Source organism: Fuerstiella marisgermanici (assembly GCF_001983935.1).
GTDB classification, from domain to species: domain Bacteria; phylum Planctomycetota; class Planctomycetia; order Planctomycetales; family Planctomycetaceae; genus Fuerstiella; species Fuerstiella marisgermanici.
The window spans coordinates 8,033,263-8,056,846 of record NZ_CP017641.1; the positions used below are offsets into that span (position 1 = coordinate 8,033,263).

Consider the following 23,584-nt stretch of genomic DNA (forward strand, 5'->3'; position numbering starts at 1 on the left):
ATGGCAACAGGGGATTTCGACGCCGTTCCTTGAACACCGAAGCGTGCAGCAGCTGCACGCTTGCTTACACCAACCGAAAGTTAGCAGTCAGCTTCGGTGGCAATCGACTTACGCCGCCGCTTGACGTAAACCGCTCCCCCACAGGCCAGCAAAGCACCGACGAACAACGTGGATGGTTCCGGCACAGCAGCAACCTCGAAGGTCAGCGAACCAAACGACGCCCCAGCGCCAGGCGCGGCGAAGCTGCCTAGTGCGGCGTCGAGGTTGCCCGCCGGCGGAAGAGAACCGAAAAGTTGGTTGCCGACCACCGGTAAAGTTCCGGCGGCGTTGAGGCCAAGTGTGTCAGCGCTGATGGTGACCGTGTCGCCAACGCCTCCCGTGATCGTAGCGGCGAATGTTGCGATATGCGCAATCCCGGTTCCGATCCCTGCAGGGAGTAAAGCCAACGCCTGCACACCGCCCAGTCCGGGTGACTGCAGTTGTCCAGAATCCAGCACCGTTGGAATACTGTTCATTCCGTTAAAAGCTAGTTGCAAGAAGTCGGCCCCTACCGTCGCCCCAGTGACTATAGCCGCGCCTGTGCCGGTCTGGGCCGACTGAATCAGCGTGCCACCTCCGGTAAGCAATCCTATCGCAGTCGAACCTGGCCCGGCGATTGGACCAAAATTTGAATTATCCGTGTCGCGCAGAATTAGGTCGATGTTCACCGTCGAACCACTGGTTACGGTCGTCGGCCCTGATGTTGCCAGGTCCAGAACCAAGTCAGCGTACGCGGTCGAGCTGAACATAAGCAACGCGCTGGCAGCAGCAAAATTTGACAGTCGTAACACGTTATGGACTCCTGAATGAAAACATTGATTTCATAAGATAGGCAGAACAGTCGATCTGTCGCCACTCTTTTTGACAATCTTTGACGATGAATTAACAGTCCTGCGTCGGCAAGAAGGAACAAGATACCGGCTTATCAAATAAGCCGGGTTTCTGAGGGTGCTTACGGCATTAGGACGGAGCCGAATGCTCCGAAGAAATTGTCGATGTCGTCAAACAACGTGCTGCTGTTGTCGATATCAAACACCGAGTTGTAACCGGCAGAACCGAAGTAAAGGGCGCTAATGAAGTTGCCGTAGTCAGCGCCGTCCACGTCTCGGTCACCGTCGCTGTCGCCATACAGACGGTGGAAACGAGTCTTCTGCTCCCCGCCGGTGACACCCAGAGCGTCGCCGTCGATGGTCAATTCGTAGTTGCCGTTTTCCAGACCAACAAATCCGCCGATGTCCACATGAGTTCCGCTGAACGCCAACAGGATCGTGGTTCGGCCGCCGGCTTTGGTTGACGCAGTCAACGTTACATTGACTGCGTTTCCGGTGCCGAGATGCTGCAGTGCGAACGCAGCAGCGTCAGCAACATCGATTTCGCCATTGACTACCACTTCAACCTGTCGAATGATCGACCGCTGACCGGTTTCGTCAACACTTAACTGGCGTTCCGCGTCAGCGTCATTATTGAAGAACGTGATGCTCTCAACAGTTGCCGCTGCGGTGGCGTCGTTGTCATCAGTCTTCGCCGTTAGCCTTGCGGCTGGTACGGAAGTGTATTCGTCGGCCGTTGTTTCTCCGGCAACACTCACGGAAATGATCGAGGACTGAGTGCCATCCACATCACCATCATCTACACCTGTGACCGTCACCGGCTGAGGCGTATCCCAGTTGTCAGGCGTAAAGGTCAGCGTCGCTCCATCCGTCACCGCAGCCTCGCCTGTATCACTGCTGGCTACATTCAGGACAACGTTCCCGGTCGGCTTTGATGTCAGCACGACATCGAATGTTGCCGTGGTTGCATCTTCGCTGACCGTGACCTGCGACTTCGACAGAATAATCCCCGCAAAATCGTTGTCGAAGAGTAAGACGCTGGCTGTGTCAGCTCCCGTATCAATCGATACATTTCCCAAAGCCGTCACACCGTCAAGCTGAACACTCAGGTGATCGGCTCCCCCTTCGGCGACACGATCATCAATCACCGGAATGTTCAACGGAACCGACAGCGTCCCGGCCGTAATCGTAACAGTACCTGTTGCTGCCCCGCTAAAATCCTCACCAGCCACCGCCGTTCCGCCCAACGTATAACTGACTTCGACATCCTGTTGCGCAGCGGCACTGAGAGTCACCAAAAACTGGCCGGAAACCGGGCCGGATTCACTACCATTACTTACAGCCGACACACCGACGGTGGCGCTCTCGTCGTCGGTGACATCCAGCGTATCGGTGCCGTCGGCATGAGCGGCAGCCGAAGCCGTGATAGTCACCGTCTGGGTGCCGTCGACAATGGCGTCATCCACCCCTGTGATGCTGAAGGTGGCCGATGTCTGGCCGGCAAGAATGGTGACCGTGGCCGGAACACCCGCTTCCCCTGTATCGTTGCTGGAGAGGTTGATGGTCAGGGCGTTGGTGGTATCCGTGTTGCGAGAGACCGTGCCGGTGGTGGTGCCACCGTTCTCACTGATGGCTGCATCCGTAATGCTGACCGTCAGAGCGGCCGCATCATCGTCGGTCACATCCAGCGTATCGGTACCGTCGGTGTGAGCGGCAGCGGAAGCCGTGATGGTCACCGTCTGGGTGCCGTCGACAATGGCGTCATCCACCCCTGTGATGCTGAAGGTGGCCGATGTCTGGCCGGCAAGAATGGTGACCGTGGCCGGAACACCCGCTTCCCCTGTATCGTTGCTGGAGAGGTTGATGGTCAGGGCGTTGGTGGTATCCGTGTTGCGAGAGACCGTGCCGGTGGTGGTGCCACCGTTCTCACTGATGGCTGCATCCGTAATGCTGACCATCAGAGCGGCCGCATCATCGTCGGTCACATCCAGCGTATCGGTACCGTCGGTGTGAGCGGCAGCGGAAGCCGTGATGGTCACCGTCTGGGTGCCGTCGACAATGGCGTCATCCACCCCTGTGATGCTGAAGGTGGCCGATGTCTGGCCGGCAAGAATGGTGACCGTGGCCGGAACACCCGCTTCCCCTGTATCGTTGCTGGAGAGGTTGATGGTCAGGGCGTTGGTGGTATCCGTGTTGCGAGAGACCGTGCCGGTGGTGGTGCCACCGTTCTCACTGATGGCTGCATCCGTAATGCTGACCGTCAGAGCGGCCGCATCATCGTCGGTCACATCCAGCGTATCGGTGCCATCGGCATGAGCGGCAGCGGAAGCCGTGATGGTCACCGTCTGGGTGCCGTCGACAATGGCGTCATCCACCCCTGTGATGCTGAAGGTGGCCGATGTCTGGCCGGCAAGAATGGTGACCGTGGCCGGAACACCCGCTTCCCCTGTATCGTTGCTGGAGAGGTTGATGGTCAGGGCGTTGGTGGTATCCGTGTTGCGAGAGACCGTGCCGGTGGTGGTGCCACCGTTCTCACTGATGGCTGCATCCGTAATGCTGACCGTCAGAGCGGCCGCATCATCGTCGGTCACATCCAGCGTATCGGTACCGTCGGTGTGAGCGGCAGCGGAAGCCGTGATGGTCACCGTCTGCGTGCCGTCAACAATCGCGTCATCAACGCCGGTAATGGTGAAGGCGGGTGACGTGGTCTGTCCGGCAGCAATCGTGACCGTGCCGATGACCGTCGCTTCGCTGGTATCGTTACTGACCAGCGTGACCGTCAGAGCATTCGTAGTATCCGTGTTGCGGGAAACGGTCGCCGTGGTGGTGCCTCCGTTTTCACTGATGGCTGCATCCGTAATGCTGACCGTCAGAGCGGCCGCATCATCATCGGTGACATCCAGCGTGTCGGTTCCGTCAGCATGAGCGGCAGCGGAAGCCGTGATGGTCACCGTCTGGGTGCCGTCGACAATGGCGTCATCAACGCCTGTGATGCTGAAGGTGGCCGATGTCTGGCCGGCAAGAATGGTGACCGTGGCCGGAACACCCGCTTCCCCTGTATCGTTGCTGGAGAGGTTGATGGTCAGGGCGTCGGTGGTGTCGGTGTTGCGAGAGACCGTGGCCGTGGTGGTGCCACCGTTCTCACTGATGGCTGCATCCGTAATGCTGACCGTCAGAGCGGCCGCATCATCGTCAGTGACATCCAGCGTGTCGGTACCATCGACGTGGGCGTTTGCCTGAGCCGTGATGGTGACGGTCTGGGTGCCGTCGACGATGGCGTCATCGACGGCCGTGATGTCGAAGGCGGGTGACGTGGTCTGTCCGGCAGCAATCGTGACCGTGCCGATGACCGTCGCTTCGCTGGTATCGTTACTGACCAGCGTGACCGTCAGAGCATTCGTAGTATCCGTGTTGCGGGAAACGGTCGCCGTGGTGGTGCCTCCGTTTTCACTGATGGCTGCATCCGTAATGCTGACCGTCAGAGCGGCCGCATCATCATCGGTGACATCCAGCGTGTCGGTTCCGTCAGCATGAGCGGCAGCCGAAGCCGTGATGGTGACCGTCTGCGTGCCGTCAACAATCGCGTCATCAACGCCTGTGATGCTGAAGGTGGCCGATGTCTGGCCGGCAAGAATGGTGACCGTGGCCGGAACACCCGCTTCCCCTGTATCGTTGCTGGAGAGGTTGATGGTCAGGGCGTCGGTGGTGTCGGTGTTGCGAGAGACCGTGGCCGTGGTGGTGCCACCGTTCTCACTGATGGCTGCATCCGTAATGCTGACCGTCAGAGCGGCCGCATCATCGTCAGTGACATCCAGCGTGTCGGTACCATCGACGTGAGCGGCAGCGGAAGCCGTGATGGTCACCGTCTGCGTGCCGTCAACAATCGCGTCATCAACGCCGGTAATGGTGAAGGCGGGTGACGTGGTCTGTCCGGCAGCAATCGTGACCGTGCCGATGACCGTCGCTTCGCTGGTATCGTTACTGACCAGCGTGACCGTCAGAGCATTCGTAGTATCCGTGTTGCGGGAAACGGTCGCCGTGGTGGTGCCACCGTTCTCACTGATGGCTGCATCCGTAATGCTGACCGTCAGAGCGGCCGCATCATCATCGGTGACATCCAGCGTGTCGGTTCCGTCAGCATGAGCGGCAGCCGAAGCCGTGATGGTGACCGTCTGCGTGCCGTCAACAATCGCGTCATCAACGCCTGTGATGCTGAAGGTGGCCGATGTCTGGCCGGCAAGAATGGTGACCGTGGCCGGAACACCCGCTTCCCCTGTATCGTTGCTGGAGAGGTTGATGGTCAGGGCGTCGGTGGTGTCGGTGTTGCGAGAGACCGTGGCCGTGGTGGTGCCACCGTTCTCACTGATGGCTGCATCCGTAATGCTGACCGTCAGAGCGGCCGCATCATCATCGGTGACATCCAGCGTGTCGGTTCCGTCAGCATGAGCGGCAGCCGAAGCCGTGATGGTGACCGTCTGCGTGCCGTCAACAATCGCGTCATCAACGCCTGTGATGCTGAAGGTGGCCGATGTCTGGCCGGCAAGAATGGTGACCGTGGCCGGAACACCCGCTTCCCCTGTATCGTTGCTGGAGAGGTTGATGGTCAGGGCGTTGGTGGTATCCGTGTTGCGAGAGACCGTGCCGGTGGTGGTGCCACCGTTCTCACTGATGGCTGCATCCGTAATGCTGACCGTCAGAGCGGCCGCATCATCGTCGGTCACATCCAGCGTATCGGTACCGTCGGTGTGAGCGGCAGCGGAAGCCGTGATGGTCACCGTCTGGGTGCCGTCGACAATGGCGTCATCCACCCCTGTGATGCTGAAGGTGGCCGATGTCTGGCCGGCAAGAATGGTGACCGTGGCCGGAACACCCGCTTCCCCTGTATCGTTGCTGGAGAGGTTGATGGTCAGGGCGTTGGTGGTATCCGTGTTGCGAGAGACCGTGCCGGTGGTGGTGCCACCGTTCTCACTGATGGCTGCATCCGTAATGCTGACCGTCAGAGCGGCCGCATCATCGTCGGTGACATCCAGCGTATCGGTACCGTCGGTGTGAGCGGCAGCGGAAGCCGTGATGGTCACCGTCTGGGTGCCGTCGACAATGGCGTCATCCACCCCTGTGATGCTGAAGGTGGCCGATGTCTGGCCGGCAAGAATGGTGACCGTGGCCGGAACACCCGCTTCCCCTGTATCGTTGCTGGAGAGGTTGATGGTCAGGGCGTTGGTGGTATCCGTGTTGCGAGAGACCGTGCCGGTGGTGGTGCCACCGTTCTCACTGATGGCTGCATCCGTAATGCTGACCATCAGAGCGGCCGCATCATCGTCGGTCACATCCAGCGTATCGGTACCGTCGGTGTGAGCGGCAGCGGAAGCCGTGATGGTCACCGTCTGGGTGCCGTCGACAATGGCGTCATCCACCCCTGTGATGCTGAAGGTGGCCGATGTCTGGCCGGCAAGAATGGTGACCGTGGCCGGAACACCCGCTTCCCCTGTATCGTTGCTGGAGAGGTTGATGGTCAGGGCGTTGGTGGTATCCGTGTTGCGAGAGACCGTGCCGGTGGTGGTGCCACCGTTCTCACTGATGGCTGCATCCGTAATGCTGACCGTCAGAGCGGCCGCATCATCGTCGGTCACATCCAGCGTATCGGTGCCATCGGCATGAGCGGCAGCGGAAGCCGTGATGGTCACCGTCTGGGTGCCGTCGACAATGGCGTCATCCACCCCTGTGATGCTGAAGGTGGCCGATGTCTGGCCGGCAAGAATGGTGACCGTGGCCGGAACACCCGCTTCCCCTGTATCGTTGCTGGAGAGGTTGATGGTCAGGGCGTTGGTGGTATCCGTGTTGCGAGAGACCGTGCCGGTGGTGGTGCCACCGTTCTCACTGATGGCTGCATCCGTAATGCTGACCGTCAGAGCGGCCGCATCATCATCGGTGACATCCAGCGTGTCGGTTCCGTCAGCATGAGCGGCAGCCGAAGCCGTGATGGTGACCGTCTGCGTGCCGTCAACAATCGCGTCATCAACGCCTGTGATGCTGAAGGTGGCCGATGTCTGGCCGGCAAGAATGGTGACCGTGGCCGGAACACCCGCTTCCCCTGTATCGTTGCTGGAGAGGTTGATGGTCAGGGCGTCGGTGGTGTCGGTGTTGCGAGAGACCGTGGCCGTGGTGGTGCCACCGTTCTCACTGATGGCTGCATCCGTAATGCTGACCGTCAGAGCGGCCGCATCATCGTCAGTGACATCCAGCGTGTCGGTACCATCGACGTGGGCGTTTGCCTGAGCCGTGATGGTGACGGTCTGGGTGCCGTCGACGATGGCGTCATCGACGGCCGTGATGTCGAAGGCGGGTGACGTGGTCTGTCCGGCAGCAATCGTGACCGTGCCGATGACCGTCGCTTCGCTGGTATCGTTACTGACCAGCGTGACCGTCAGAGCATTCGTAGTATCCGTGTTGCGGGAAACGGTCGCCGTGGTGGTGCCTCCGTTTTCACTGATGGCTGCATCCGTAATGCTGACCGTCAGAGCGGCCGCATCATCATCGGTGACATCCAGCGTGTCGGTTCCGTCAGCATGAGCGGCAGCCGAAGCCGTGATGGTGACCGTCTGCGTGCCGTCAACAATCGCGTCATCAACGCCTGTGATGCTGAAGGTGGCCGATGTCTGGCCGGCAAGAATGGTGACCGTGGCCGGAACACCCGCTTCCCCTGTATCGTTGCTGGAGAGGTTGATGGTCAGGGCGTCGGTGGTGTCGGTGTTGCGAGAGACCGTGGCCGTGGTACTGCCACCGTTCTCACTGATGGCTGCATCCGTAATGCTGACCGTCAGAGCGGCCGCATCATCATCGGTGACATCCAGCGTGTCGGTTCCGTCAGCATGAGCGGCAGCCGAAGCCGTGATGGTGACCGTCTGCGTGCCGTCAACAATCGCGTCATCCACGCCGGTAATGGTGAAGGCGGGTGACGTGGTCTGTCCGGCGGCAATGATGACGGATCCGATGACCGTCGCTTCGCTGGTATCGTCGCTGACCAGCGTCACTGTCAGAGCGTTAGTCGTGTCCGTGTTGCGACTGACGGTGGCGGTGGTGGTGCCTCCGTTTTCACTGATGGCGTCGGCCGTAATGCTGACGGTCAGCGCGGCCGCATCATCGTCAGTGACATCCAGCGTGTCGGTACCATCGACGTGGGCGTTTGCCTGAGCCGTGATGGTGACGGTCTGGGTGCCGTCGACGATGGCGTCATCGACGGCCGTGATGTCGAAGGCGGGTGACGTGGTCTGTCCGGCGGCAATGATGACGGATCCGATGACCGTCGCTTCGCTGGTATCGTCGCTGACCAGCGTCACTGTCAGAGCGTTAGTCGTGTCCGTGTTGCGACTGACGGTGGCGGTGGTGGTGCCTCCGTTTTCACTGATGGCGTCGGCCGTAATGCTGACGGTCAGCGCGGCCGCATCATCGTCAGTGACATCCAGCGTGTCGGTACCATCGACGTGGGCGTTTGCCTGAGCCGTGATGGTGACGGTCTGGGTGCCGTCGACGATGGCGTCATCGACGGCCGTGATGTCGAAGGCGGGTGACGTGGTCTGTCCGGCGGCAATGGTGACGGATCCGATGACCGTCGCTTCGCTGGTATCGTCGCTGACCAGCGTCACTGTCAGAGCGTTAGTCGTGTCCGTGTTGCGACTGACGGTGGCGGTGGTGGTGCCTCCGTTTTCACTGATGGCGTCGGCCGTAATGCTGACGGTCAGCGCGGCCGCATCATCGTCAGTGACATCCAGCGTGTCGGTTCCGTCAGCATGAGCGGCAGCCGAAGCCGTGATGGTGACCGTCTGCGTGCCGTCAACAATCGCGTCATCCACGCCGGTAATGGTGAAGGCGGGTGACGTGGTCTGTCCGGCAGCAATCGTGACCGTGGCCGGAACACCCGCTTCCCCTGTATCGTTGCTGGAGAGGTTGATGGTCAGGGCGTTGGTGGTATCCGTGTTGCGAGAGACCGTGCCGGTGGTGGTGCCACCGTTCTCACTGATGGCTGCATCCGTAATGCTGACCGTCAGAGCGGCCGCATCATCGTCGGTCACATCCAGCGTATCGGTACCGTCGGTGTGAGCGGCAGCGGAAGCCGTGATGGTCACCGTCTGCGTGCCGTCAACAATCGCGTCATCAACGCCGGTAATGGTGAAGGCGGGTGACGTGGTCTGTCCGGCAGCAATCGTGACCGTGCCGATGACCGTCGCTTCGCTGGTATCGTTACTGACCAGCGTGACCGTCAGAGCATTCGTAGTATCCGTGTTGCGGGAAACGGTCGCCGTGGTGGTGCCTCCGTTTTCACTGATGGCTGCATCCGTAATGCTGACCGTCAGAGCGGCCGCATCATCATCGGTGACATCCAGCGTGTCGGTTCCGTCAGCATGAGCGGCAGCCGAAGCCGTGATGGTGACCGTCTGCGTGCCGTCAACAATCGCGTCATCAACGCCTGTGATGCTGAAGGTGGCCGATGTCTGGCCGGCAAGAATGGTGACCGTGGCCGGAACACCCGCTTCCCCTGTATCGTTGCTGGAGAGGTTGATGGTCAGGGCGTCGGTGGTGTCGGTGTTGCGAGAGACCGTGGCCGTGGTGGTGCCACCGTTCTCACTGATGGCTGCATCCGTAATGCTGACCGTCAGAGCGGCCGCATCATCGTCAGTGACATCCAGCGTGTCGGTACCATCGACGTGGGCGTTTGCCTGAGCCGTGATGGTGACGGTCTGGGTGCCGTCGACGATGGCGTCATCGACGGCCGTGATGGTGAAGGCGGGTGACGTGGTCTGTCCGGCAGCAATCGTGACCGTGCCGATGACCGTCGCTTCGCTGATATCGTTACTGACCAGCGTGACCGTCAGAGCATTCGTAGTATCCGTGTTGCGAGAGACCGTGCCGGTGGTGGTGCCACCGTTCTCACTGATGGCTGCATCCGTAATGCTGACCGTCAGAGCGGCCGCATCATCGTCGGTGACGTCGACGGACTTACTGACGTTTGGCCCCAGAATAATGCCTGCCGATGGATTGGAAAGCGTCAGGACGGCGGTTTCAGTGCCTTCGGAAAGAGTGTCGTCCCGAATGGTGAAGGTTACGAAGCCGGTCGTCATGCCATCGGGAATGGTAATCGTCGTATTGGACAATGCGTAATCGCCGGCCGTGATTCCCGTTCCGCTGACAGCAACTTCAACTGTTTGGCTACCGAAAACATTACCGTTGGCAGTCGCCGTCACTGTAATGACTGTCTCATCCGCTTCGGTTCCGGCTACGGCACTAAGGGAAAGATTCACCGCGTTGCCAACGACATCCGTTGTTTCGAAATCATTGTACAGAATAGCGGCTTTGCCGGTCGTTGAGATTGTGGACGGCCCGAAATTGAATGTACTGGTGCCGTCTGCCAGATATGTCAGCAAGTCCCCCGGAGCGGCTGTCGGGGCTCCGCCATCAAGATCAAATACGGTTGTTGCGTGGGGAGCCACCGTGACCGTATCGTCGCCAGCATCGAAATCAATATCCAGCTCATCCAGCCTCGTAAAGTTAACGACGTTTTGCGGCACGCCTGCTCGCGTCAACTGCAGAAACCCTTCGCCGCCCACGCCGGGCGTATTCAGTTGCACATCGTCAACAGTCGCTCCGGATGTGGTATCGATATTGACCGTGCCAACGAAATCGATCAGCGAGTGGTTCGCATTGCCTGTGGTCACGACACTGGACAACGTCACTTCGTTAATGTCGAAGAAATTTATTCCCAGATTGTTGTTGCTGATCGTGCTGCCATCGACCAGCGCTGTAGTCACCGTTTGAGTTTTGACACCCGCCTGTCCGTTATTGTTAACGACGACATTGGTCAGTGTTGTTCTCCATATATCGTCCAGATCAATGCCGCTCACGACATTGTTCGAGAACGACCCGCCGGTAATCGTCACAGAAGCCGCATTGAACAGGTCGAAACCGGAATGGCCATTATTATCGACGGTGACACCGTTTAACGTCACACCAGTCGGAAAGGCATCGATCAGCAAACCAACTCCGTCGTTTCCGGAAACTGAACCACCGGAGATGTCCAGACCCAGTGCCCCGTATAGCTGGATCCCAGGCGCCGAAGTTGAACCGTCGACGATCACATTCGTCAGAGTCACTCGACCACTAATATCGTCAACAAGTATGTTTGTAGTGACGCTTGACGAGTACGAACCGCCGTCAATTGTCAGTGAGCCAGCTTCCGAAACGTGCAGGCCATGATGATTGTCCTGCATCGTTACACTGGTGAGAGTGATATCCACGACGAAAGCAATATCGATTCCTTTGAAATTTCGCAATATCGAACTGTTGGTGATCGTCACGTTCGGACCGGGACCGATATCCGTCGAAAGACGTATGTCCTGAGTTGTCAGATTCGACGGATCGATGGATTCGAATGCGAGATCGTCGAGGCCGGAGAAGTGATAGAGCAGGCCGTCTGTCGGGTTGAAGGCCAGTGACTCGCCGTCATCTCCGCGTCCCAGTTCGAGGACGGTCGTAGCGGCGGCGGTCGCCGTATTCAGTTCGAAAAGTGTTTCCGGGACGTTTCCTCCATCTCCCGTCACAGCGTACAGAGTGCCTGTACCATTGAAGGCAAGAGCGGCAAATCCATCGCCCGTATTGCCAATGCTGGTTGCGACACCGGTTGTTGTGTTAAGTGTCACCAGTTCGCGCGCGAATCTTCCCTGTAGTCTCAGCATGGCGTATACAACTCCATCAACTGGATTCACAGCCAGCCCGGTTGCTCCGAGAACGGTCTCCCCCGACAGAGAGATCGCAACGCTCGATAGCGTTGCCCCGTCGCTCTGGTCCAGTGTCCTGAGAAAAGCGTCCTTTGCCGTGACCGACAACAGGTTGCTGCCGTCAAATGCAAGGCCTTTGGAATCATGATCCAAGAACCCCAACAGGGAGGCAACGCCGTCAGTCGTCATTACTCCAAAGTTATTGGAGCGGTCGGCAAATAACAGGTCATCGCCTGACAGATGTGTCAGCGCTGCAGCTTCTCCAAACTCAAAGAACCCCGGGAATATGCCTCCAACAATGTTGACACCATCATCCAGATTGTCTTCCACCGTCAGGTTCGTCAGGACGACGCCATCTGTGTTATAGACTTCGATTCCGTCATCGACGTTGTTAGTGAACGTACTGTTCGTAATCGCGATGGACGGCGATCCTCCTCCGTCCGGGACTGAAAACCCATCGATGCCACTGGCATTCACGACCACCGAATCGATCGAAACAGTATCTGCGTCAACCACATGGAATCCGTTTCCCTGTGCATTCTGAATGCTGATGTTTTCCACAGTCAGAGTGCCGGTTGCCGAGATGACTCGCAATCCGTCCACAATCGGATTGACCGTATTTCCGCCGAGCTGCAGATTGCGAATTGTCACGTCCGCCGCATCGTTATCGACGTGAATCGCATCAACGTTCGATGTTGGGTTGATGACCACATCGCCAAGCGTCGCTGTTGTGCCCTGCAGCGTAAGAGTCCTGTCGATGTTCACGAATTCGTTATAAGTGCCGGGGCTGACAAGCACCGTGCCGCCCGACATGGAGGCGTTAATTCCATCCTGAATACTCGCCGTCGCCGCCACATTGACCGTTGTTGCGTTTCCGGTGACGGTGCCGGTGATCTGTGCATTGAGATTCACGATTTCGGCATTGAGCGTCGTGTCTGCCTGCGGATCAGCGTTGATATTGATTTCGTCGTCGCCCCCCTGACCATCAAGAATCATCGCGCCAGCGAAGGTAGAGGCCAGCGACGTGACTGTGATCACGTCGTTGCCGCCACCGGCGTTGACTGTGATCGAGGCGGTCGGATTGACGAACGTGACAATTTCACCAACAGTCGAATCAACCGACGTTCGATTGCCGCCGGGATCGGTGACCGTAATGGTCTCTTCAAAATTGCTGTAGTTCAGCGTAACGTTGGTTGCGTTAACGTTAGAAGTGATTGGTTCCAGACCTGTATACGTAATCGTTGCGTTGCCAGTGATGTCGATGGAACCGTCTGAGTTGTTCACGAAACCAAAGACAGTATCCGCAAATGTGCCGCCACCGGTAAGAATGAGCGAGTCGCCATTCGGCGTTGTCGTCTGGGTTCCGCCGGCAAACGTGATGGTTTTTGTGAAATTGCCGCCGTCGAGGTTGATCGTCAGCGTGTCGTCGCCGCCCAGCGTATCAACGACGATTCCTGTACTGCCTGTGATGTCAGCGACGGGAACTTCGACGGTATTCTCATCAATCTGCGTCGTACCTGTGCTTGCGTCGAGAACATTGTTCGGGTCGTGAACGCGAAGGTTCGCGCCGTTTACGGAAAGGGTGAGTGTATCGTGCGAGTCCCCGCCGTTGATGTCACGAATCAGGAGATTACCCGCGCCGTCGATTTCGACGCTTGTGTCCGGCTGCTCGACCAGATTGACCGTCTGCGTTTCCCGATTCACCACTGCGAGCTTATGGACGAACAGGTCGCCCAAGCCGCTGGACGTGACATTGTTGTCCAACGGGCCCGAGTCGAAGTCGACGGTTCCCTGAAACTCTCCGGTTGTGATCACGTTGCCCTCGTTATCGATCGTCAGGGCGAGCGGTCGCGTCGATGCCAGCCCGCCGAAATTAACGGCCTGCACAAAGTCGCCGTTCCCGTCGAGCATCCAGACAGCCGCATCACTGACGCCGGCGGACGTGAGTTCAAAGGTGTTGCCGGAGGGGTCAAAGTCGACGGTGTCTCTGAATTGAAGTGCAATGACAGGTGCATCGTTGGCATCCAGATCGATTCCAAAGGCTCGTTCCAGTTGTGCACCGCCGACTTGCCTGGCCCAGACCAGGTCGCCTGCGGAATCCATCTTGACGACAAAACCATCTTCACTGCCGGTACTCGTCAGATTCATCACTCCCGCACCGGGGTCGAAGTCGACTGTCTCCAGGAAGCTTCCGATAAGATAGACGTCTCCTGCGCTGTCGACCGCCAGATCATTGCCTCGATCGAGTCCGTCGGCTCCCCAGTTTCGCGCCCAGACAAAATCGCCGTTGCTGTCCAGCTTCAGCAAATAGGCGTCCCAGTTCAGATTGTCTGAAGGCGTCGATGTCGACAATGCAGACGTACCGGCACCGGGATCAAAGTTGACGGTTCCGCTAAAGTGTCCGACGGAATAAATGTTGCCCGCAGCATCAAGCGAAATGTCGTTCCCGAACGTGTAGTAGTTGCCTGGGCTGTCATTTAGATGCTTCACCCACGCGAAATCTCCCGTACTGTCATACTTAAGCACGAATCCGTCGTGGAAACTACCACCGGCATTCAGAGCGACAAACGGTGTGTCGGGATCGAAATCGTGCAGTCCGACAAACGAACCGGTCGCGTACAGATTTCCTGCCGCGTCAGTCGTCATTCCGTGGATCGTGCCCCCCGTGTTGGTAGCAGATATGAAGTTGCCCGCCTGATCGAACTGCACGAGAAATCCTTCCGGATCGCCGTTGCGACTGCTCAGCGATGTGACTCCCGCACCCGGGTCAAAGTCGACTGTTCCGGAGAATTCTCCGGCCACGAAAATCGTGCCGCCGTGTTCGATGATCGAAATCCCGAAGTCGTGCTCGGATCCGCCGAAGCCGTAGGCCCAGCGATAATCGCCGGATGAGTCGTAGCTGGCGACAAAAATATCGCTACGGGTAGAACTGGCTGACGTCAGGTTGGCGACGCCGGCACCGGGATCGGCATCGATCGTCCGCTGGAATTTGCCGGTGACGTAAATGTTGCCGTCGGCATCATGAGTGACGGACGAGCCGGAATCGCCGCCGGTCGAACCGATCGGAATCACGAACTCAAAATTCAGCGCGACTTCACTACCGCTGCTTTCTCCTCCGTCACCATCGGTTACGACCGCTGAAATGACGCGCGGAGTTTTCGACGGAGTTGATGACATATTCCCGAACGTGATGTTGCGCAGCACCGCCTGCGCGGCGGCCGGCGTTGACGCGGCATTGAATGTAATCGTCAGAGGAGACACCCCGGCTCCCCCGGCAAATGTCCCGATCACCGTTCCCGCAAAACTGACGTCGCTTCCGGAGACGCTGACTTCTCCGGGACCGGTTCCCTGATTGCGGACGGCCAGAATGTCATTCGCCGTGCCACCTTCGATGATCTCCAGTGTCAGCGTCCCCGTATTGAAATCGGCTGAGTCCGCGTCTGTGATCGTGGCCGACGGATCGATCACCAGCGGGGCAGAAGCTACCTGGAATGTCACGGGTGCGGAAGGAAGTGTCAGGACCGGAGGCAGCAGATCCACGACATTGACAATCTGCGAGTCCGTGTCCGGTTTCAGTCTGACAACGAATAGATCTGTGTTCCCGTCGCTGCTGAGCGTGACTGTGTCCGGTCCCGGATCAAAATCACCCGACCCGGAATACTGTCCGGTACTCAGCACGTTGTCCTGGCTATCGAACGTGACGTCGAAGGGCGTGGTCGTTCCGGACGACTGACCAAAGGCCGTCGCGAACAACACGCTACCGTCCGGTTTTAGCCCCCATGCCGCTCCATTCCATGTACCAACAGCCGTGCGATTCAGCGTTCCCGCGGAAGGATCGAAATCGGAAGTACCGGAGAACTGAATTCCTGCCACGACGTTTTCGTTGCTGTCCAGGTCGATGCCGCGGCCCTGATCGATACTGCCGGTGCCCACACCGTGAGCCCAGACAAAGTTTCCGGTCGAGTCGAGTTTCGAGACAAATGCGTCCCAGTTGCCTGCGTTTGTTACGTTGTGAACGCCGGCCCCTGGATCGAAGTCAACCACGCCGCCGCCGGTGACCTCAAAGTAGCCCGTCGTGTACACGTTTCCGGTACTGTCGACGACAATGTCCTCTCCGCTGTCAAACTCAACGCCGCCCCAGCCCCGCACCCAGACTAAATCGCCCGACGAATCCAGTTTTAACACGTAAATATCAATATCGAACGTGTCCGTCGTCGCTGTCGAGAGTGATAAGACTCCGGTACCTGGATCAAAGTCGGTCGTCCCGTTGAACGTTCCAACGACGTGAACGTTGCCCGTCGCGTCCACCGTGATGCCTTCTCCCCACGAGCCGCGTTCCGATGTCGTTGCGGTGGCTTTCGCCCAGACCAGACTCAGAGCTGTGTCCAGCTTCAGGATGAACGTCTGCGAACTGCCGCCGGTGTCGGGCAGATTGAAGACACCCGCACCCGGATCGAAGTCCTGCACACCGCCATACGATCCTGTCAGGTAGACATTGCCCGGCGATTCCGCAAATATCTTTGCCCGCCCTCCGCCGATGCTTCCGGACGTCACATAGTCTCCTTCGCTGTCGAGCTTCAGGATGAATCCGTCCGTTCCCGAAGCGGTCAGATTGACAACTCCGGGTCCCGGATCGACGTCGATGGTGCCGCTAAACAGGCCGGTCGCGTACACGTTGCCATTGTTGTCGACTGACAGATCCGTCTCCTGATTGGCGACGTTCGCACTCACCTGCTTCGCCCATCGAAGCGCGCCTGAGGAATCATAGCTGACGATCAGAATCTCATCGCGGTTGGATGCTGCACTTGTCAGATTGACGGTTCCCGGCCCCGGATCGACATCGATCGTGCCGCGGAAGTAGCCCGAGACGTAAACATTACCGTCCGCATCCGTTCCGACTTCCTCGCCGCGGTCGAAGCTGGAGTTACCCAGCGAAACCGCAAAACTGAAAATCAGATCCTGCGAAACTATTCCGCTGACACCGCCATCCCCGTCGGTCAGCACCGCCGTTACTTCCCGAGGTGACGTCGACGGAGTCTCAGAAACATTCTCGAAGGTCACATTCTGCAGTACTGCTTCTGCTGCGGCCGGCGTAGAGGCGGCACCAAACGAAATGACAAGCGGCGCCGCACCAAAACCTCCGGCAAACGTACCGATAACGATGCCTTCGAAAGTCACGTCGTTTCCGGAAATACCGATCTGGCCGGCACCCGTGCCTTCGTTACGGACAGCAAGCCGATCAGTGCCTGTCGCGCCGTTCGTTATTTCCAGTGTCAATGTTCCAGATTCAAAATTCGCAGAGTCCGGATCAGTTACGGTGGCCGCCGGGTCGAGCAACACCGGAGCATCACCCTCAGTGAACGTTGCAGGTGCCGACGGCAGAGTGAGTTCTGGTGCGATATTGTCGATGATCGTCGTCGTTGACTGCTGACTTCCGGATTCCGTACCGTTTGTCACTGCGTCGATGTCGACGATGACCGTTTCGTCGGCTTCGTCCACTGTGTCCGGCACTGCAGTGACATCAATCGTCCCGGAAAGGCTGCCGGCAGAGATGACAATCTGGCTCGCCGTGAAAACGTAGTCGTCAGTCGGTGTTGCGGTACCGGTAAGGGTCAGAGCAACAGTGACATCCTGACCTGTGATTTCCGAGAGCGTCGCCGTGAACTTGGCGACGCCTGATGCTTCCATAACCGTGGCATTGTCCACCGAAAGATTGACGCTCGGATTAGTCGCCTGAAGCTCAAAGGCTCCGATATCAACGTTGGCTCCAACAAGCCGACTGAAGCCTGCTCCTCGCTGGTCGGTGGCCTGAGCAGAAGTCGTATCGCCAGCTCCAATCGCAGCACTTCCCACCAGCAGCGCGTGAGTCTGTGTCGGACCGCCATTACTAGAAAGTGGCCCGAGTCCGGCAGAGACGCCGGTCACGTCAGACCCAAGGCTGAACGACGAAACAGCGTTTCCGCTTCCGACGAGGTTGAATCCGGAACTCGTAATCGTATTTGTGCCCCCGCCGGACAGGATGTTATCGATGTCGCTGTTCACGTTGTCCGCGATAATGCTGGATAGCACGACGGTGTTGGCAATCAGTGCTGATCCATCTGTGTAGCTGGCCACACCGCTTCCATTGCCAGCCGTCGCTGAATTCCCGGTCACGGTGCTGTGCCGAATGTTCATCGTTCCGTTAAAGTTGGCAATGCCGCCTCCGAAGCCACTCGTTGTGGTGTTGCCGGAAACGGTCGAGTTCACAATGGTGGCTGTGACGGTCAGGCCGTTAGAGTCAAACCCAATTCCCCCGGCACCGCCGGTCGTTTCGTTGCCGGAAATCGTACTCCGTTCAACTAACAGATTTCCGGCCGCGACGACCACACCGCCACCCAGCGCACCTACGCCCGTGTTTTCATTGTTCGAGATCGTACTTTCCGTGATGGTCACGTCGCCGCCGATGTTCAGGAGACCGCCGCCGACTCCGCTCGCGGAGGCCGTTGTATTTGCGTCAATAGTGCTTCCGGTAATGATGGTCTCGGCACCTTGCGTTGCTGAGATACCGCCACCAAACGAGTTCGCTCCGCCGGTACTGTTGTTGGAAATGGTCGAGTCCGTGATGGTCAGCGTGCCGCCGATCTGAAAGATGCCGCCTCCGTCAGACGCGTCTGCAATCGTTTGGCTGTTCGTAACGACGCTGTCGATGATCTGCAGATTCCCGGACGACCGGATGGCCCCGCCGCCCTGGCCGACAGCATTGGTCCGGCCGCCGCTCAAAGTCAAACCATCAATGACAACGTCCGGCGTATGCTGCAGGTCGAAGATACGGAACAGGTTGCCTCCGCTCACCGTCAGGTTCGATGCCCCCAGCCCCGTAATTGTCAGATCATCTGTGACCGACAACTGGTCGATGGTCAGAGTGATTGTCTGCCCCGACAACCCCGCAGCGAACTGAATATCGTCAGCACCCACATGAGTGTTCGCTCGCTCGATGGCTTCGCGCAGAGAAAAGTCTCCGGCCGAATAGTCTCCGTCGCTTTCATCGGCGTTCGTGTCGACCACGAAAGGCCCGGTCGGGTTGTTGGCCGTGACCGTGACGTTGTCGATCGCGAAGTCTTCGTCCTGATCGCTGACGCTCATTGAGATTCGCAGATCAAGCAGATTGCCTGAGCCAACAATATCCGCCGTGAAATTGCGAAGTGCGTCCGTCAGCAGCGTGCCGTCTCCACTGCCATCTCCGTCGGTGTCGAGTGAAAAATACGCTGCATTGGTACCTCCGGTGTTGTTGCCACGAAACTCCATAATGTTGACGTAGCCGCCGCCGTCGATCTGAACTTCCACTCGAATGAAATCAGATGGTTCGATGTGACGTCCGGAGTCGCCGTTGATTCCTTCATCAAACGAGGCAAATTCCGCACCGAACTGCAGCCCGGTTTGCCCGCTGATGTTCAGGCCGCTCCATGTGGCAGTGATCGGCAAAGAGGCTGCCGTATGGCCGGTGGCCGAGGCGTCCATGTCCATTCCGGTGAGGAAATTGCCGGTTGCACCGGTGTAGGACGGCACGGTCGGAGTGGGAGGACTGCCCGGGCCGAAATCGCCGCCACCCGCACCGTCTGAAATTCCAAAGAAGGCTGACCCATCGCCGATACTGAAAAACGGTTCACTGACGGAAAACTGCCCGGAGTGATCGAACGGTTCCAAAAGAATCGCATCGGTACTCGGGCCGATGGTAACGGCGTGGTCCTCCACTTCACCGTCCGCCGCCGCCCCCGTCACACTCAGCGATCCCGCCGTACTGAGGCGGAATCTCGCAAAGGTCGTTCCTTCCTGAACATTGGCTCCGGTATCCTGAGGAATCGCAAAGCTGACTGACTGCAAGCCGTTTGCTGTGCCCAGATCGTAGTTCGTGAGGATCCGCTCACCCGGATCATTCCAGTCTCCGTCGCGGTTGAAATCGATCCATGCATCCAGACGGTTGGATGTGCCATCTGCGTTCTGCAGGTCGACATTTACGGAACCGATTCGCGATGCGTTTGTGGATGCAATGATCGAAGTCGTAAACGTCACGCCGTCTTCGTCGTCAGGCGAGCCAGTCGTGTCATCAGCATCGGCCGCAGCAGAATGAGCACCGTCTACTTCGCTGTCGCGTTCTGATCCAAGAGATGGACCGGCGGGAGTGTGCCGTGCACCATCTTCCGCCGCCGTGACCGGATAGTCCGAAACAAACGTTCCGCCGCCCGCCTGAGTTGCCGTCGGTGCATCACCGAAGTCAAGCAACACCGGGGCCGCAAGGACCTCCTGAATAGCAGCACCACTGAGCGCAACGAAGTCGCCGCCGGCATTGGAAACAACAATCTGAATCTGACCACTCGTGTTGGCGGTGGCACGTACCGCGTCGTCCTGAAGGTTTCTGGCAGAACTGGCCACGGCATCATTCACAAGCAGCGCCCCGCCTGCCGCCGAAACGCTCATACTGAACGGCGACGGATTGGTACCTCCGCCATTGACCGTGACTGTCTGAGTCACAGGGTTACCAAACGGCCATGCACTGAACAACCACAAGTCGTACTCTGTGTTTGGGGTCAGATCTGTCCACGTTAGCGTGATTGATGTTGACGAATACCGTACGCCTCCGATGTTTGCCAGCGACGGAGTGTGGTCTGGCAGGTTGGCTGGCGAAGAACTGTTTGAGATCCCCGAGCCGCCCGCAACTGAGACGATCAGATCGAATGCCGTGGCATTTGCGTCTTCGTTGATCAGGTTGTTTGTTGTGCTTCCGAAGGCCCCCGTGATAATACTCCAGTTTGTTGGAGCGGTACCGGTACTGTCAAAGTCGACACCAACTAATGGAAGCGCCTCGTTGTCAACATTAATAACGTCCAACAGGCGGTCACTGACTGCATCGAAACGTGAATCAACCGTCATGGCTTGATTCACGGATAGCGTCAATGTTGTCGTTTGAGCACCGTCTTCAAGGACATCATCGACTCCAGTCACGGTCACGGTTTGAGGGACATTCCAGTTAGTGTCTGTGAATGTCAGCGTTGAAGTACCGACACTGACTTCTCCAGAATCAGCACTGCTGACGTCAACCACCACCGTGCCTGTGGGCTGAGTCGTCAAAACGACGTCAAATGTGTCTGAAGTGCCGGATTCGCTCACTTCAGTTGAGCCACCTGTCTGTGTGATCCCGAATCCGACGGTACCACTGCCAACTTCCTGGATGGCCGCCCCTGACAACAGTGCATTTCCCGCTCCGCCGGTCGAGACATCGCTGACAACAATTTGAATCGTTCCGCTGGCATCGGCCTGCACCATGAGAGCGTCGGCTTCCAGCGTTTTTCCGGAATTCGCCAACCCGGCATTCACCAGCATCCCGCTGCCAATTGCGCCGGTATCCTGTGTAAACGATGGAACCGTGACGCCTGCGGTGATGGTCACGTCTTGCAGAACATTACTGCCGAACCACTCCGACGTCAGCAGGTAGATGTTGTAATCTTTCCCGGGCGTCAGCCCGCCCCACGTCAGAGTCAATGAATCGGATGCCAGATGATTGCCGTCGAGGCCCTCCAGTGACGGCGAATGCACTGGCGTGGCGGACGGCTCTGATGCATTCAACCCAGCAGAACCCGAAACACCCAGCGTAAGACTGGTGCTTGTGGCGATGCCATCTTCGCGTATTAGATTTGATGTTGTGCCGCCGAACGTTTGGGAAATTTTCGTCCAGTTCTCAGGTGTGGACACTGAACCCGACTGATCAAAGTCGACGCCCACCACTGGATGCAGTTCGTCATCAGCAATGCTGGCCGTCACGGGATTGATAAGTGTGCCGACCGGGTAATTTGAATCGGCAGTCGCGGTCACCATGTGAGTGACGGTGCCTAAGTGAATTCCTTCAGCCAGGGAATCGTCAGTTCCTCGAACATACAAGGTTTGGGCCGTCGAATTCGCGGCTATCAGAACAGAGGTTGCACCAAAGTTGACTCCGTCAAGGCTCACTTCCAGCTGAGCTCCGCCATTGATAGTGATTTCCACATTTCCGGAAGGCACAGTATTGAGTGCCAGCGTATAGGTGTCCACGCCGACACCGCCGACAACGCCGTCCTCACTCACCGACGTGCCGCCACCGGATTCAACCACGGTCACACCCGGCGCACCCGCATTGGAAATGATCGTGAAGTTCGCATCCGAAATGTCAAAGAAGACATTCCCGACACCGCGTACTCGAACCCGGGCCTCGGTGGTGTCGATATTGGGTACCGTTAGTGTATGGCTGCCGTCGTTCGTCGTGCTGCCTGCCAGAACGAAGGGATACGTCAGGCCACCATCCAGCGACAGGTCGATTGCAACGTTTGACGTATTAATGCCGCTTCCCGTTGTCCCGGCGACGTCCCAGGAAATCGTTTGCGTCGAACCACCAGTCCAGTTCACCGCCGCATTTGGAGCGGTCACAGCAAACGGACTGCCGGTGTTGACGACGTTGATCAGCACATCGTCGGAATTCACACCGCCGTTGCCGTCGCGCACGGTGGTGCGGAAGTTCAGGTCGCGGGTCGTAGTCGGCAGAGCTTCGCCGATGGCGGCCGTGTTCACGTTGTTTACCAGATCGGGCAGCCGTGGGAACGTCCGTGTCGAGTCCGTCGACGGCAGAAATGAACGAAACAGCGGGCTGCTGCCATTGTCCGTCAGTGGCAGGCTCATCGCGGGCCCGAGGTCAAGCTGTTCCCATGTGTAGGTGAACGTATCGCCGAGATCCGCGTCGAAACCGACAGCCGTCAATTCGAATGGCGTGCCTGCTGGAATCGTGAAATCGGCACCACCGTTGACGACCGGCACATTATTGCCAGTTGACGTCGTCGAATTGGGGGTACCCGAACCAGCAATAAAGGTTTGCACTTGTTCAAAGCTGGCAGCATGCAGGTAGTTGTTCGGATCTACTTGGAGGTTGTCTGCTCCGGAAATGCCAGCGTAGCTCATTAACGTCGAACCACTGGCTGGCTCGTAGGCGTTCGTACCCTCTCGATTTCCCACGGCCGATCCGAAAGCGTCTGCGTTAAACGTGTGGTCCGCTCCGAACTGATGAGCCAGCTCGTGGGCGGCCAGACTTAGCCAGCTGGAACCCTGAGGATTGGCTGACAACGAAACTCCGCGACCTTTGCTCGTGCTGCTATTGACAACACCAAGACCGGCCAGCCCCGAACCTCCACTGCCAGTTGTACCGAACACATGTCCAATGTCGTAATTGCCCACTCCCACGACATTGTTCAGAATCGGCGTGTTCTCATTGATCATCGCCCCGGTGTTGCCGTTGCTGTATCCGTCCGTCCCCGCGTCCGTAAAGATCGTGCTCAAACCTGAAACCAGATCCAGGCGAATCGACAGCTCCGATTCAAAAATCGAGTTCACGTCGTCGACAAATGTCTGAATCGCAGTTAACGCCTGCGTCTGCCCGCCAAAGAACGCGGTGTATTCGGCCGTCGCTGCGATGGCCAAACGATAGTTCCGCAATTGATCGCCGACGTCGATATTGTTGCCAATTGTCGCAGACAGCAAAGCGCGGTCTTCCATCCGCTCAACACAGCAAGTGACCTGTGGCTCGTGCCGAGCCCCATGCTTGTCGATCCGCCGAGATCGTCGCTTTTGCCCACGAAGCAACGAGTCTAAGAACTTCTGGCCAATCGACCTTGCACGTTGCGTGCGGCGAGGCTTGAACTGCATAGAAGTCTCCATCTGATGAGAATTTTGCGAAGTGCGGAAGAGGAGTGGCTGAAGAACCGCCACATATTCTAAGAGCAGCTCGCAATGATCAACCGTACACCAATTTTGGCTGCCAACTGATACCGCCATCTTGAAGTAGGGAACAGAATTGACAGCCTCAAAAGAAATTCAAAGGAACGCGAGCCGATAGGGTTAAATCGTATTTTCTAACTGTTTTGACGGTCCAAGTGGAGCAGCTACAGGTCA

General features: G+C 58.0%; 2 protein-coding genes. Both read right to left on the reverse strand.

Going from position 1 to position 23,584, the window contains the following annotated elements:
- Positions 1 to 80: 80 nt before the first annotated feature.
- The gene (locus tag Fuma_RS30360; RefSeq protein WP_077027425.1) at positions 81 to 830 is read right to left on the reverse strand and encodes a PEP-CTERM sorting domain-containing protein; all 750 of its coding nucleotides are present in this window, start codon (positions 828 to 830) and stop codon (positions 81 to 83) included.
- A 161-nt stretch (positions 831 to 991) separates the two neighbouring features.
- Positions 992 to 23,338, reverse strand: coding sequence for a right-handed parallel beta-helix repeat-containing protein (locus Fuma_RS30365; RefSeq protein WP_077027426.1), 22,347 nt, complete (start codon positions 23,336 to 23,338; stop codon positions 992 to 994).
- Between the last annotated feature and the right edge of the window lie 246 nt (positions 23,339 to 23,584).